The organism is Lentzea xerophila (assembly GCF_051094245.1).
GTDB classification, from domain to species: Bacteria; Actinomycetota; Actinomycetes; order Mycobacteriales; family Pseudonocardiaceae; genus Lentzea; species Lentzea xerophila.
The window spans coordinates 1,155,513-1,169,978 of sequence record NZ_CP194934.1 but is presented as its reverse complement, the minus strand read 5'-3'; the positions used below and the strand labels follow the sequence as shown (position 1 = coordinate 1,169,978).

Annotated in this window: 14 protein-coding genes; 6 read left to right on the top strand and 8 right to left on the bottom strand. The window is 68.7% G+C overall.

The window, feature by feature from the left end; all coding sequences use genetic code 11:
* The first annotated feature begins 34 nt into the window (after positions 1-34).
* The 4 genes from ACRSBM_RS05795 to ACRSBM_RS05780 all read left to right on the top strand — a co-directional run bounded on the left by ACRSBM_RS05795 (position 35) and on the right by ACRSBM_RS05780 (position 3,714).
* Entirely contained in the window at positions 35-703 is a 669-nt protein-coding gene (locus ACRSBM_RS05795) for an NUDIX hydrolase (RefSeq protein WP_434452982.1), read from the top strand.
* A 10-nt stretch (positions 704-713) separates the two neighbouring features.
* The gene (locus ACRSBM_RS05790) at positions 714-1,394 is read left to right on the top strand and encodes an LON peptidase substrate-binding domain-containing protein (RefSeq protein ID WP_434440430.1); all 681 of its coding nucleotides are present in this window, start codon (positions 714-716) and stop codon (positions 1,392-1,394) included.
* 356 nt (positions 1,395-1,750) lie between these two features.
* The gene (locus tag ACRSBM_RS05785; protein WP_434440429.1) at positions 1,751-2,995 is read left to right on the top strand and encodes an MFS transporter; all 1,245 of its coding nucleotides are present in this window, start codon (positions 1,751-1,753) and stop codon (positions 2,993-2,995) included.
* Entirely contained in the window at positions 2,992-3,714 is a 723-nt protein-coding gene (locus ACRSBM_RS05780; RefSeq protein WP_434440427.1) for a putative hydro-lyase, read from the top strand. Before ACRSBM_RS05785 ends, ACRSBM_RS05780 begins: the two co-directional genes overlap by 4 nt.
* A gap of 24 nt (positions 3,715-3,738) precedes the next feature.
* Here ACRSBM_RS05780 and ACRSBM_RS05775 read toward each other — a convergent pair whose 3' ends face one another.
* From ACRSBM_RS05775 to bioD, 4 genes are all read right to left on the bottom strand, one after another.
* Positions 3,739-4,332, bottom strand: a complete 594-nt coding sequence (locus ACRSBM_RS05775; protein WP_434440425.1) for a DUF2567 domain-containing protein — start codon at positions 4,330-4,332, stop codon at positions 3,739-3,741.
* A gap of 13 nt (positions 4,333-4,345) precedes the next feature.
* Positions 4,346-4,534, bottom strand: coding sequence for a hypothetical protein (locus ACRSBM_RS05770; RefSeq protein WP_434440423.1), 189 nt, complete (start codon positions 4,532-4,534; stop codon positions 4,346-4,348).
* Positions 4,534-5,550, bottom strand: a complete 1,017-nt coding sequence (gene bioB / locus ACRSBM_RS05765; RefSeq protein ID WP_434440421.1) for a biotin synthase BioB — start codon at positions 5,548-5,550, stop codon at positions 4,534-4,536. The genes ACRSBM_RS05770 and bioB overlap by 1 nt, the downstream gene beginning before the upstream one ends.
* A 70-nt stretch (positions 5,551-5,620) precedes the next feature.
* Entirely contained in the window at positions 5,621-6,340 is a 720-nt protein-coding gene (gene bioD, locus ACRSBM_RS05760) for a dethiobiotin synthase (RefSeq protein ID WP_434440419.1), read from the bottom strand.
* A 36-nt stretch (positions 6,341-6,376) separates the two neighbouring features.
* Here bioD and ACRSBM_RS05755 point away from each other — a divergent pair, with 36 nt between their 5' ends.
* The gene (locus ACRSBM_RS05755; RefSeq protein ID WP_434440418.1) at positions 6,377-6,619 is read left to right on the top strand and encodes a glutaredoxin family protein; all 243 of its coding nucleotides are present in this window, start codon (positions 6,377-6,379) and stop codon (positions 6,617-6,619) included.
* Here the strand turns inward: ACRSBM_RS05755 and ACRSBM_RS05750 are convergent.
* The 3 genes from ACRSBM_RS05750 to dnaE form a co-directional block, all read right to left on the bottom strand.
* Positions 6,592-7,794 (bottom strand): adenosylmethionine--8-amino-7-oxononanoate transaminase, encoded by a 1,203-nt coding sequence (locus ACRSBM_RS05750; protein ID WP_434452979.1) that lies wholly within the window; start codon positions 7,792-7,794, stop codon positions 6,592-6,594. The genes ACRSBM_RS05755 and ACRSBM_RS05750 overlap by 28 nt on opposite strands.
* A 64-nt stretch (positions 7,795-7,858) precedes the next feature.
* Positions 7,859-9,064: a cytochrome P450 family protein gene (locus tag ACRSBM_RS05745; protein ID WP_434440416.1), complete on the bottom strand. Its 1,206-nt coding sequence runs from the start codon at positions 9,062-9,064 to the stop codon at positions 7,859-7,861.
* Positions 9,065-9,118: 54 nt separating this feature from the next.
* Entirely contained in the window at positions 9,119-12,631 is a 3,513-nt protein-coding gene (gene dnaE, locus ACRSBM_RS05740; RefSeq protein WP_434452978.1) for a DNA polymerase III subunit alpha, read from the bottom strand.
* 215 nt (positions 12,632-12,846) lie between these two features.
* Between dnaE and ACRSBM_RS05735 the strand changes: the two genes are divergently transcribed.
* Positions 12,847-13,671 (top strand): AsnC family protein, encoded by an 825-nt coding sequence (locus ACRSBM_RS05735; RefSeq protein ID WP_434440414.1) that lies wholly within the window; start codon positions 12,847-12,849, stop codon positions 13,669-13,671.
* Here the strand turns inward: ACRSBM_RS05735 and ACRSBM_RS05730 are convergent.
* On the bottom strand, positions 13,668-14,444 hold the full coding sequence (locus ACRSBM_RS05730; protein WP_434440413.1) for an inositol monophosphatase family protein: 777 nt from the start codon (positions 14,442-14,444) through the stop codon (positions 13,668-13,670). The genes ACRSBM_RS05735 and ACRSBM_RS05730 overlap by 4 nt on opposite strands.
* Positions 14,445-14,466: the final 22 nt, after the last annotated feature.

Genomic DNA, 14,466 nt, shown 5'->3' with positions numbered 1-14,466 from the left:
GGCGGGCGTGGGACATGAAGTTCTGGCAGCTGTGCTGCGGGTGAGAGGTGCGTCACTCCAGGTCATGCTGTGGGAGCGCGCACGGGAACCACACGCTCACCGCTGGTCGCTGCCCGGTGGGGAGCTGCGGGTGGACGAGGACGTGGAGTCCTCCATCCGCCGCCAGCTGGCGGAGAAAGTCGATGTGCGACAACTGTCACACGTCGAACAGCTGGCCGTCTTCAGCACCCCGGACCGAGTCCCCGGACCCCGTGTCGTCGCGACGGCGTTCCTCGGACTGGTCCCCTCGGACGTCGATCCGGAGGTCCCGTCGGACACCCGGTGGCACTGCGTCGACAAGCTCCCCGCGATGGCGTTCGACCACGCCCTGATCGTGCATCGAGCGAGGCACAGGCTGGCCTCGAAGCTGTCGTACACGAACGTCGGCTTCGCCCTGGCACCACCGGAGTTCACCATCTCCCTGCTGCGCGACCACTACTCCGCCGCACTGGGCTACCGCGTGTCCGCGACGAACCTGCAACGCGTGCTGTCCCGCCGGTTGCTGCTGGAACCCACCGGCGGCACCGCTCCCCCCGGCCCGTCCGGCGGCCGCCCGGCGGCGTTGTTCCGGTTCAGCGCCAAGGGAATCAAGGTCACCGACCCGTTCGCCGTGCTGAGGCCGCCGGGATCCGGCCGTCCAGCAGGCGGAGGTGGCACCCCGTAACGTTGCACGCGTGGCAGAGACGCTTCCGCTGTTCCCCCTGGGCACCGTTCTGCTGCCTGGGGCGTCTCTTCCGCTGCACATCTTCGAGCCGCGCTACCGTCAGCTGGTCGTCGACCTGATGACGGGTTCGCTCTTCGGCCGCACCTTCGGCGTCGTGTGCATCAAGGAGGGCTGGGAGGTGGGCGCCGACAACGTCCGGTCCCTGCAGGACATCGGCTGCTCCGCCGACCTGCTGGACGCCCGCCCGTTGCCGGAGGGCCGCTTCGACATCGTCGCGCGCGGAGTGCGCCGCTTCCGGCTGCTGGACGTCGACACGACGACGGCGCCGTACCTGCTGGGCCACGTCGACTACGTGGACGACGCCCCGGTGCCCGAGGCGGCCCTGGAGGTCGTGCCCATCCTGGAACGCGGCGCCCGCGCGGCCCACGAACGCTACTGCGGCGCGGCCTGGCACCGCGAGGACTGGTCGCCGCCCGCCGAGGACTCCGACCTGGGAGCGCTGTCGTACCTGCTGGCCGCCGACTGCCTGCTGCCCGTCGAGGACCGGCAGCGGTTGCTGGAGGAGAGGTCGCCGGCGCGGCGGCTGCGGCTGGTCCGGCGGATGCTGCACCGGGAGACCGGGATCCTCAGCGCGCTGAAGGCGGTGCCGGTGCCGTTGACCGAGTACGGGCACGTGCCGAGCCAGAACTGAGTTCGCGGTTTCGGGGCGCCCTTGAACGCCGGCAGCGCTCAGGTGGGGTTCGCTCGGAGCGGTGCGCGTTCTCGTCGAGGACATTTTCGGAGTGTGGCGGCAGATCAGGTTTCGCCGAACGAGACCCCAGCCGACTGCGTGCAGGCGCGCTAAGCACTGCCGCCCGTGGACCGCGGCTCCGACCACACCGCCGCGCGCAAGCACCCAGACCGTTCACCCACTGGGCGCCATCAAGCCCATCCCCACACGCCGATCGTCGGATCGTTGAATTGTGGCCTTGTGGGATTGTTGAACAATCCTTACGCTGAGGGCCACATCACACTCGACCACTCCTCCACCACGCTGCGAGGTGTCGCATGAGCACGACCACGACCGAGGACACAGGCCGTTTCGCCTGGTTCCGCAGTCTCGGCCAGAAGGGCAGGCGCGCGTTCATCGGCGCGTTCGGCGGCTATGGACTGGACTCGTACGACTACTGGGTCCTGCCGCTCAGCCTGGTCGCGATCACCGGCTACTTCGGCCTCACCAAGGCGGAAGCCGGCCTGCTGGGCACGAGCACGCTGCTGATGAGCGCCATCGGCGGCGCGGTGGCGGGCGTCATGGCCGACCGGTTCGGCCGGTCCAAAACGCTCATCATCACGGTCGCGGCGTACGCGTTCTTCACGGTGCTGTGCGGCTTCGCCACCAACTACGAGACGTTGCTGGTCTTCCGCGCGTTGCAGGGTCTCGGTTTCGGTGGCGAGTGGGCGGCCGGGGCGATCCTCGTGGCCGAGTACTGCAAGCCGAAGTACCGCGGCCGCACGGTGGCGTTCATCCAGAGCGCGTGGGCGGTGGGCTGGGGCCTCGCGGTCGTCGTCAACACGCTGGTGGCGAGCCTGGCCGACCCGGCGATCTCCTGGCGGATCATGTTCTGGACGGGTGCGCTGCCCGCGATCCTCATCTTCTACGTGCGCCGCAACGTCGACGACGCGCCGGAGACCAAGTCGCAGCCGAAGCAACGCGGCACGTTCCCGAAGATCTTCCAGGGCCCGATCCTCAAGACCACGCTGTTCGCCGCGCTGCTCGCGACCGGTGTGCAGGGCGGGTACTACACGCTCGCGACGTGGCTGCCGGCGTTCCTGCAGACCGGGCGAGGTCTCACGATCATCGGCACGGGCGGATATCTCGCGTTCCTCATCACCGGCGCGTGGATCGGGTACGTCTGCGGTGGCTATCTCACGGACTACCTGGGGCGTAAGAAGACGTTCGTGGTGTTCGCGATCGCCAGCGCGCTGCTGATCGTCGCCTACACGCAGATTCCCAACGGCGCCAACACGTTGGTCATGTTCCTCGGCTTCCCGCTCGGGTTCTGCATGTCGGCCATCTTCAGCGGCTTCGGCAGCTACCTGTCCGAGCTCTACCCGACGCAGCTGCGGGGTACCGGGCAGGGCTTCACCTACAACTTCGGGCGCGCGTTCGGCGCGGTGTTCCCCGGTCTGGTCGGGTTCATGGCCGACCGGCTGGGCATCGGCGGTGCGATGCTGTTCGGGGCGGCCGCGTACGGAATCGCTGTCGTCGCACTGATCTGGCTGCCGGAGACGGTCAACAAGGAGCTCGAATGACGACCGCGGGACAAGCGCCGGGACAGGCGCAGGCCAACCTCATCGCCATCCCCAGGGACTGGGCGTACGACTTCCTCCTCTTCACCCACCGCAACCCCAAGCCGTGCCCGGTGCTCGACGTGCTGGACGCCGGCGAGACGGTCAGCGCGCTCAAGCGGGACGCCGACGTGCGCACCCACGCGCCGCGCTACCGGATCTGGGAGAACGGTGAGCTGACGGCGGAACCGGAGAACGCGACCGGCTACTGGCGCGACGACCTGGTGACGTTCCTGATCGGCTGCAGCTTCACCTTCGAGACGGCACTGGACAGCGCTGGAGTGCCGCTGCGGCACGTGGACCAGGGCAAGAACGTCTCCATGTTCGTCACGGACATCCAGTGCCGTCCGGCCGGACGGCTGCACGGGCCGATGGTCGTGTCGATGCGCTGGATCCCGGAGTCCCTTGTGGACATCGCGCACAAGGTCACGGCGCTCATGCCGTCGGTGCACGGTGCCCCGGTCGGCGCGGGAGATCCGCGGATGCTCGGCATCGACGACGTGCACACGCCGGACTTCGGCGACGCCGTCACGCCCGAACCCGGTGACGTGCCGGTGTTCTGGGCGTGCGGGGTGACTCCGCAGGCGGTGCTGATGAAGTCCCGGCCACCGTTCGCGATCACGCACGCGCCGGGTCAGATGTTCGTGACCGACATGCCCGACTTCGCCTACCGCGTCGGGTAACCCGAAGAAGGCGGCGTCTCGCGCTCAGCCGAGGCGCCGCCCCAGGTCGTCCAGACCGTTCCACGCCGCGCAGCAGCCGTAGGCCAGCGCGGCCGCCAGCGGCCAGGCCAGGATTCCCCACCATGTTTCCAGGGCCGGCGCCACCAGCAGGGTGTCGTTCGGCTTGATCTCCGGCGGCATCGGGTACCGCCCCGCTGCCAGCGATCCGCCCAGGTACTGCCCGAACCACGCCGCGGCGAACGAGCCCGCCGTCATCCCCAGCATCACCACGGGTCCTCGCCGCTGCCGCAGCAGCCACACCGCGATACCGGTGATCGTGCCCGCACCGAGGCAGATCAGCACGAACACCATCAGCGCGTCGAGCCGGTGGTAGCTCTCCACTCCGATCGGGTAGAACTTGCCGTCCTGCGGCGAGACGATCTTGAGCTGTGCCGGGGCGAGGCGGGAGAAGAGGAACGCGGCCGGGATGCCGGCCATGAACGTCGTCAGCGCCACCGCCAGGCCCGGCAGCAGGTCCCGCTTCACCACCACCTTCGGCCGTGGCCGGAGGTAGTAGTGGTAGACGTACGGCGGCTCCGGAACGGGTTCGACGCGGACCGGCGCTGCTTTCTCGTCCATTCGCGAGAGGTTACTACCGACCTGAGGTGATCTCCCCGTGACGGCTGCAGCGCGCCGCCCAGCCGTCCGGGGTCACCTGGACGACCATGCGGCGCGCGCACTCCGAGCAGTACCGCGGCGGGTCGATCATCGACAGCCGCTGACGGCAGAACGCGTGGTCGCCGTCAGCGTCCTCTTTGCCGCAGAAGGAGCAGTACGTCATCACAGGGTCTGGCTCAGCGCCTTGATCGGCATCGACAGCTCTTCCAGCATGTCGAGGTCCTGCTGGGCGGGACGGCCGAGGTTCGTCAGGTAGTTGCCGACGATGATCGCGTTGATGCCGCCGAGCATGCCCTGCTTCGCGCCCAGGTCGCCGAACGTGAGCTCACGGCCGCCCGCGAACCGCAGGATCGTGCGGGGCAGCGCCAGCCGGAACGCGCCGACCGTGCGCAGCGCCTCGGCGCCCTCGACGACCGGGTAGTTCTCGTACGGCGTGCCGGGGTTCGGGATGAGGAAGTTGAGCGGCACCTCGTCGGGCTCCAGCTCGGCCAGCTGCACGGCGAACTCCGCGCGCTGCGCCAGCGTCTCCCCCATGCCGATGATGCCGCCGCAGCAGACCTCCATGCCGGCGTCGCGGATCATCCTCAACGTGTCCCAGCGCTCCTCCCAGGAGTGCGTGGTGACGACGTTCGGGAAGTGTGAGCGGGCCGTCTCGAGGTTGTGGTTGTAGCGGTGCACGCCCATCGCCACGAGCTCGTCGACCTGCTCCTGCGTGAGCATGCCGAGCGAGCAGGCGATCTGGATGTCGTTGCCGTCCTCGCGGATGGCCTTGATGCCGTCGCGCACCTGCGAGAGCAGCCGCTTGTCCGGGCCGCGCACGGCAGCGACGATGCAGAACTCGGTCGCGCCGGTCTCGCGGGTCTGCCGCGCCGCGCGGACCAGGCCGGGGATGTCCAGCCACGCCGAGCGCACGGGCGAGGGGAACTGGCCCGACTGCGAGCAGAAGTGGCAGTCCTCTGGGCAGCCGCCGGTCTTGAGCGAGACGATTCCCTCGACCTCGACCTCCGGTCCGCACCAGCGCTCACGCACCTCGTGCGCCAGCGCCAGCAGCTCGGGAATCCGGTCCTCCGGGAGCTCCAGCACCTTCAGCACCTGAGCCTCGGTGAGCCCGACGCCTCGTTCGAGCACCTGCTCACGAGCTTCGTCGAGCACGTCGATCTGTTCCGGTGCTGCGGTCACGGTCTCTCCTCCTCCGGTGGCCTGGCGTGCACTATGCCGCACTGAATCCTTCATCGTGGAGCGATGTAGGTCACTGGACCGCGAACTGAGCCGCGAACGTCTCCGGGTCGAACTCCCCGCCGAACCAGGGTGAAAACGATCTCTTGGCGACCGCCAGGAAGTCCACGGACCCGAGCTTCGTCACACCCTGGCGCAGCGCGCCGAGCAGTGGAGCACCCGCCGCCTCCGGCAGGTCGGCCAGGTTCGTGAGCGACGCGAGGTCCGGGTGCGACGGCCAGCTGCCGACCACGACACCGATCGACTCCAGGCCACGCCGCTGCAACGCCTCCGCCGTCAACGCCGTCGCGTTCAACGTCCCGAGCCCCGCCTGAGCCACGATCAGGACGGGCGCGTTCACCGCCCACGCGATGTCGGCCAGCGTGGACCCGCCCTCGTCGAACCGCACCAGCAGCCCGCCCGCGCCCTCGACCAGCACCAGGTCGTGGGTCTCGTCGAGCGCGGTGACCGCGGCCGCGACGTCCTTGGGGTGCACGGTGGCCATGCCCGCCCGTCTGGCCGCGGTGGCGGGCGCCAGCGGGTCGGGGTATCTGGCCAGCTCACGCGTCGTCACGTCGCCCGCCAGCCGCGCCACCTCCGCCACGTCGCCCGGCTCGCCGGGCAGCAGGCCGGTCTGCGCGGGCTTCAGCACCGCGACCCGCCTGCCCTCTGCCCTGGCCAGCGCCGCGATGCCCGCGGTGACGGCGGTCTTGCCGACCTCTGTCCCGGTTCCGGTGATCACCAGCACGCTCACGAAGCCTCACCTTAGAGCGTGACCTACCGTGACCACATGACTGAGCAACCGATCGTGATGTACGGCGCCGAATGGTGTGGCGACTGCCGCCGGGCCAAGTCGTGGCTGACCCGCAACAACGTGCCGTTCACCTACGTCGACGTCGAGAACGACGACGAGGCGCGGGACCGGGCGATCGAGATCTCCGGCCGCAAGCAGATCCCCGTCGTCGTGCTGCCGAACGGCGAGTTCCTGGTCGAGCCGACCGACTCTCAGCTCGCCGCCGCGATCACGCCCTGACAGATCGCCGCGATGTCGTCGTCCGTGCTGACGAACGGCGGCATCGTGTAGATCAGGTCGCGGAACGGCCGCAGCCACACGCCCGCGTCGACAGCGGCCTTGGTGGCTCGTGCCATGTCCACGGGCTCATGCAGCTGCACGACACCGATGGCGCCCAGCACGCGCACGTCCTTCACGCCGGGCAACGCGCGTGCGGGCGCGAGCCCTTTCGACAACCCTGCGGAGATGCGCGCGACCTCACGCTTCCAGTCCTGGGACAACAGCAGGTCGATCGACGCGAGCGACACCGCCGACGCCAGCGGGTTGCCCATGAACGTCGGCCCGTGCGCGAGCACCGGCACCTCGCCCCTGCTGATCCCGTCCGCCACCCGTGACGTGCACAGGGTGGCGGCCATCGACAGGTAACCACCGGTCAGCGACTTGCCGAGGCACATCACGTCCGGGCTGACGTTCGCGTGACCGGCGGCGAACAGCTCGCCGGTGCGGCCGAAGCCCGTGGCGATCTCGTCGAACACGAGCAGCACGTCATGCGTGTACGCGAGCTCGCGCAACACATGCAGGTAACGCGGATCGTGGAAACGCATGCCTCCCGCACCCTGCACGACCGGCTCGACGATGATCGCCGCCAGCTCGTGGGCATGATGTTCGACCAGATCGGCGAGGTGCTGGACGTACGCGGTGTCCATCTCGGCCGGTGGGGCGTCCGCGAACACCTGCACCGGCAGGATTCCGCGCCACAGCGAATGCATGCCGCCGTCGGGATCGCACACGGACATCGGGTTGAACGTGTCGCCGTGGTACCCGCCACGCCACGTCAGCAGCCGGTGCTTCTCCGGCCGGTTCTGCGAGCGCCAGTACTGCAGGCACATCTTCACCGCGACCTCGACCGACACCGAGCCGGAGTCGCACAGGAACACGTGCTGCAACTCCGCGGGCGTGATCTCGACGAGCTTCGAGCAGAGCCGGATGGCGGGCTCGTGCGTGAGCCCGCCGAACATCACGTGGCTCATCCGGCCGACCTGCTCGGTGACCGCCGCGTCCAGCACCGGGTGCCGGTAGCCGTGGATCGCGGCCCACCAGGACGACATGCCGTCGACGAGCTCGCGGCCGTCCGCGAGCGTGAGCCGGACACCCGAGGCCTCGGCGACCAGCAGCGGTTCCTGAGTGCCCGGCATGGGCCCGTACGGGTGCCAGACGTGCGCCTGGTCGAGCTTCAGCAGGTCGTCCACCCGCCGAACCTTAGGCGAGGCGCACGGGCAACGTGTGCAGGCCGCGGACCAACGTGCTGTTCCGCCACACCAACGTCTCCGGCTCGGCGGCGAGCCGCAGGTTCGGGAACCGCGCGAGCAGCTGCGTCAGCGCGACGTCGAACTCGAGACGGGCCAGCGGCGCGCCGAGGCAGAAGTGGATGCCGTGGCCGAACGCCACGTGCCCCTGCGCGGACCGCGTCACGTCGAGCTGGTCGGGGTTCTCGTACTTCGCCGGGTCCCGGTTGGCCGCCACCAGCGACACCATCATGATCTCGCCGGCCGGCACGGTCACCCCGCCCAGGTCGATGTCCTCCAGGGTGTAGCGGAAGGTCGCGACGTTGATCGGGCCCTCCAGCCGCAGGAACTCCTCGCCGCTGGCCGGGATCAGCTCGGGGCGGTCCTTGAGGATCTGCAGCTGGTCGGGGTTCTTCAGCAGCGAGAACACCGCGTTGCCGATGAGGTTCACCGTCGTCTCATGGCCTGCCACGAGCAGCAGGAACGCCATCGAGACGAGCTCTTCGGTGTTCAGCCGGTCGCCCGAGTCGTCGGCGTGCACGAGAGCGGAGAAGAAGGTGTCGTCGGGCTCGGCCGCCTGCACCTTCTCGACGTGCCGGAACAGGAAGCCCGCCATCGCCGCGCCGGCGGCCTGCACCTGCTCCTGCGTGCCGAAGGTCAGCAGCTGGTTCGACCACTCGCGGAACTCGTCGCGGTTGTCGATCGGGATGCCGAGCAGCTCGCAGATGACGGTCATCGGCAGCGGGAACGCGAAGGCCGCCAGCAGGTCGACCTCGTCACCGTCGTGCAGCTTCGCGATCAGGTCGGCCGCGATCTCCTGCACCCGCGGGCGCATCAGCTCGACGCGACGGGCGGTGAACGCCTTGGTCACGAGCTTGCGCAGCCGCGTGTGACCGGGCGGGTCCATGTTCAGCATGTGCACGGAGAGCGCCTGCTCGAGCTCGCGGCGCTCGGACGAGTCGGCGGCGTGGACCCGCAGGAGGTGACCACCCTCGAGGACGTTCTTGCTGACCCTCGGATCGGTGAGGGCGATCTTGGCCTCGTCGTACCGGGTCACGAGCCAGACCTTGAGCCCGTGCGGCATGCGGACCTCGTGCACGGGCCCCTCGGCACGCAACATCTCGTGCACTTCGTGTGGGTTCTGAACGTAGTCGTCGGGCAACTGGGTGAGTGTCGTCACCTCACCCAGTTAACCCCGTTAACTCGACGCTCGCCACTCTTTCTCGCGCGGCCTCTAACGCTGGATCGTCACACCGCGGATCGTCTTGAGGTCACCGAAGAGCGACGGCGTCGGCTGGACGCGGTAGTTGTCCACCACCAGCATCTCCTTCGACTTGTCGCGCTTCTGCACCTCCAGGTGCACGGCGACCTGGCCCTCGTGCGACTTGAACACGATCTTGAGCTCCTCGATCAGCTCGGGCGTCAGCGTCCTGGTGTGCAGCCCGAGGACGAGCGGCGGGTCCGCGCCGGGGTTGGCCTCCGCGTCGCTGATGTCGAGCGGGACGACACCGTCACCGAAGATCGCCATCTTGTCCTCGCGCCAGTTCACCCGCCCCTTCACGCACACGGCGGAGTCGAGCTCCAGGTCGTCGCGCAGCACCTCGTACGACTTCGGGAAGAACAGCACCTCGATCGAGGCGTCCAGGTCCTCGATGACCGTGATCGCCCACGGCAGGCCGTTCTTGTTCACCCGGCGCTCGATCGACGAGATCATGCCCGAGACGATCAGCTCGCCTTCCTTGGGCGGATCGTCGAGCACGACCGCGATCGGCCGGGGTGCGTACTTGCGCAGGATCCGTTCCGCGCCGTCGAGCGGGTGCGAGGAGACGTAGAGCCCCAGCATCTCCTTCTCGAGGCTCAGCATCTGCTTGCGCGGGTACTCCTCGGTGCCGAACTTGAGGTGCGCGAGCGGGGAGGCGCTGTCGTCCGGTTCGTCGCCACTGTCGGCGCCGAACAGGTCGAACTGCCCCTCCGCCTCCTTGCGCTTGATCGGGACGACGGCGTCGACCGCGTCCTCGTGGATCTGGATCAGCGACAGGCGGGTGTTGCCGAACGAGTCGAACGCACCGGCCTTGATCAGCGACTCGATCACGCGCTTGTTGCACACGACGAGCTCGGACTTGTCCATGAAGTCGATGAAGGACGTGTAGGCGCCCTTCTCCTTGCGGGACTTGATGATCGACTCGACGACGTTCGCGCCGACGTTGCGGATCGCGCCCAGGCCGAAGCGGATGTCCGTGCCGACCGCACCGAAGCGCAGCGCCGACTCGTTGACGTCCGGCGGCAGGACCTTGATGCCCAGGCGGCGGCACTCGGCGAGGTAGACCGCCGACTTGTCCTTGTTGTCACCGACCGACGTCAGCAGGGCGGCCATGTACTCGGCGCGGAAGTTCGCCTTGAGGTACGCCGTCCAGTACGAGATCAGACCGTACGCGGCCGCGTGCGACTTGTTGAACGCGTAGCCGGCGAACGGGAGGATCGTGTCCCACAGCGCCTGGATCGCCTCGTCGGAGAAGCCGCGCGGGTCGTTGCGCATGCCCTCCCGGAAGCCCTCGAACTCCTTCGCGAGGACCTCGGCCTTCTTCTTGCCCATCGCCTTGCGCAGCACGTCCGCGCGGCCCATCGAGTAGCCGGCGACCTCCTGGGCGATGAACATGATCTGCTCTTGGTAGACGATCAGGCCGTGCGTCTCGCCGAGGATCTCCTTGAGCGGTTCCTCGAGCTGCGGGTGAATCGGCTTGACTTCCTGGCGGCCGTTCTTGCGGTCCGCGTAGTCGTTGTGCGCGTTCACACCCATCGGACCGGGGCGGTAGAGCGCGCCGACGGCGACGATGTCCTCGAACGACGTCGGCTGCATGCGGCGCAGCAGGTCGCGCATCGGCCCGCCGTCCAGCTGGAACACGCCGAGCGTGTCACCGCGGCCGAGCAGGGCGTAGGTCTCCGGGTCGTCCATCGGGAGCGTGTCGAAGTCCGGGACCGCGTCCTTGCCGCGGTTGGCCTCGATGTTCTCGATGGCGTCGCCCATCACCGTGAGGTTGCGCAGCCCGAGGAAGTCCATCTTCAGCAGGCCGATGTTCTCGCACGACGGGTAGTCCCAGCCGGTGATGAACGAGCCGTCGTCGCGGTACCACAGCGGAATGGACTCGGTGAGCGGGTCCTTCGACATGATCACCGCGCAGGCGTGCACGCCGGCGTTGCGGATCAGGCCCTCGAGCCCGAGCGCGGTGTCGAAGATCTCCTTCACCTGCGCGTCGGTCTCGAGCAGCGAGCGGACCTCGGCGGCCTCGCCGTAGCGCGGGTGGCTCTTGTTGACGATGCCGTTGAGCGGGATGTCCTTCGCCATGATCGGCGGCGGCAGCGCCTTGGAGATCTTGTCGGCGATCGCGAAGCCCGGCTGACCGTGGTGCACCCGCGCCGAGTCCTTCAGCGCGGCCTTGGTCTTGATGGTGCCGAACGTGATCACCTGGGCGACCTTGTCGGCGCCGTACTTCTCGCTGGCGTAGCGGATCATCTCGCCGCGGCGGCGGTCGTCGAAGTCGATGTCGATGTCGGGCATGGCGGTGCGCTCGGGGTTCAGGAACCGCTCGAACAGCAGACCGTGCGGGATGGGGTCGATGTTCGTGATGCCCATCGCCCACGACACCGCGGCGCCCGCGGCCGAACCACGGCCGGGACCGACCCGGATGCCGACGCTGCGGGCGTAGTTGATCAGGTCGGCGACGATCAGGAAGTACGCCGGGAAGCCCTTGTCGATGATGACCTGGGCCTCGAAGTCACAGCGCTTGATGTACTCGTCGGGAACCTCCTGGCCGCGGAACCGCCACTCCAGGCCGCGCCGGATCTCCTTGCGGAACCAGGAGGCCTGGTCCTCGCCCTCGGGCACCTCGAAGTTCGGGATGCGGTCCTTGACGGTCCAGATGTCGTCGTAGGACTCGATCTTCTCCGCGACCAGCAGGGTGTTGTCGCACGCCTCGGGCAGGTCCTTCCAGACCTGGCGCATCTCCTCGGCGGACTTGAGGTAGTAGCCGTCACCGTCGAACTTGAAGCGGTTCGGGTCGGTCAGCATCTTGCCGGACTGCACGCACAGCAGTGCGGAGTGCGTGTCCGCCTGGTCCTTGGTGACGTAGTGGCTGTCGTTGGTCGCGAGCGGCGGGATGCCGAGCTTGCGGCTGATCTCCAGCAGGCCGTCGCGGACCCGGCGCTCGATGTCGAGGCCGTGGTCCATCAGTTCCAGGAAGAAGTTGTCCTTGCCGAAGATGTCCTGGTAGTCCGACGCGGCCTGGATCGCCTCGTCGACCTGCCCGAGCCGCAGCCGGGTCTGCACCTCGCCGGACGGGCAGCCGGTCGTGGCGATGATGCCGTCGGCGTGCTGCGCGACGAGCTCACGGTCCATGCGGGGCTTGTAGTAGTAGCCCGTCTTGCTCGCCTCGGTGTGCAGGCGGAAGAGGTTGCGCAGCCCGGCCGCGTTCCGCGCCCACATCGTCATGTGGGTGTACGCGCCGGCACCGGAGATGTCGTCGCCGCGCTGACCGGGGTCGCCCCAGAACACCGGCTTCTTGTGCAGGCGGTTGTGCGGGGCGAGGTAGGCCTCGATGCCGATGATCGGCTTGATGCCGGTCTTCGTCGCCGTCTGGTAGAACTCGTCGGCCCCGTACATGTTGCCGTGGTCGCTCATACCGACAGCGGTCATGCCGAGCCGCTCGGCCTCCTCGAACAGCGGCGCCACCTTGGCCGCTCCGTCGAGCATCGAGTACTCGGTGTGCACGTGCAGGTGCACAAACGAGTCCGCCACCGTACCTCCAGGAGATCGAACGGACGCGTGGGAAGGTACGCGAATTCCGGATTTGCCAACCCTATCCCGCCTCGAAGATCACCTCACGGAGGCTCGTGGGTTTGTCGCGGTGATCTCGATCCGGTACGCGGTGACGCGGAGATCGAGAGCGCCGGGTAGCGTTCTTTTACGTGGTGGCCCCTGATCCCGTTGACGCCCGTCTGCTCGCCGTCCTAGCCGAGTCAGGCCGCGCGGCCGTGCACGAGATCGCCCAGCGCCTGGGCATGGACCCGCGCGAAGCCGCCATGCGCCTGATCACACTCTCCGGCAGCGGCCTGCCCCTGCTCGTGGGCGTCGAGGGCGACCCGAACGGCCTGCGCCGCGCCCTCGCGAACGCGGCCGCGTACGGCAGCTACACGGGTCCGCCCCCGTCCGGCTCGTACGCCGTGCACCAGAGCGGGCCGCACCAGGTGCAGCCGCCGCCGATCAGCCAGCCGTTCCCGGCCCAGCCCCAAGCCCAGCCCCAGGCCATGTGGGGCCCGCCCCAGTCGGCGGGCTGGGTGCGCGCGGACCAGCCGCAGCCCAAGCCCGTCTCGCGGACCGGCAAGATCGGCTCGGCGCTGGACGCGGACAGTCTGGAGGGCGCGCGCCTGTCGATCCAGCTCGTCGAGGTCGTCGACCCGGCGGACTTCCTGTTCACCGCGGCCGGTTACAAGCTCGCCGAGGGCGAACGGGCCGTGGTCGTCCACACCGAGGTGACGAACACCTCGCAGATCCCCTACACCTCGCTGCCGGACATGTACCTCGTCCTGGTCACCAAGACCGGCGAGACCGTGACGAAGGCGCCCGTGTCGCTGTCCTCGCGGCCCGCGCACAAGCTCGGCGTGCAGCCGGGCGAGACCGCGGGCGGGCACAGCGTGTTCGTGCTGCCGGACACGACCGAGGTGATCCAGATCCGCTGGAGCGTGCGCCCCGAGGTGGACCTGAACACCCTGGTCTGGACCGTCGAGGACTAGGCCGCCTGACCCAGCACCTCCAGCGCCGCCGCGTGCACTCCCGGAGCCGCTGCCAGGTACTCACGGCTCGTCAGCTCCCACGGCTTGCCGTCGAGGTCCGTGACGATCCCCCCTGCTTCCCGCACAAGCAGCACACCGGACGCGTGCGCGCGTACGTTGTCGTACTGCCAGTGCAGGTCCATGCGTCCGGCGGCGACCTGGGCGAGTTGATGGGTCACGGGTACGGAGATCCGGACGTAGAGGGCTTTCTTCGCCATCGCGCTGTAGGAGGCGCCGACCCGGCCCGCCATCTCCGGTCCCTGGCCCGGCTGGGCCTGACCGGTGCCGGCCAGCGCGCCGTCCAGCGAGATCTTGCCGGAGACCTTCAGGCGGACGCCGTTGAGGAACGCGCCGCCACCCTCTTCCGCCGTGAACATCTCGTCGGACAACGGGAAGTACACGACCGCGAGCACCGGGCGGCCGTCGCGGACCAGGCTCACTCCGATGTTGAAGTCGGTCATGCCGTGGACCGCGTTCATGTTGCCGCCGACCGGGTCCACGAGCCACCACTCGCCGGGTTCCAGCGCGCCGGAGCCGTGTTCGTCGTCGAGCCACCTCGCGCTCGGGCGGATCGCCTCCAACTCCGGCCTCAGCAGGTCGGTCATGGCGTCGTCGTTGGCCCGGACGGCCGCGACGATCTCGCCGAGGCTGGAGGCGCGCGACTCGGTCGAGTACCGCTTCGTCATCCGTGCTCCTGCCCGGCGGACGGCGGCGGTGGCGGCGGCGGCGAGCATGGGTTCCTCCAAGATTGGTTGT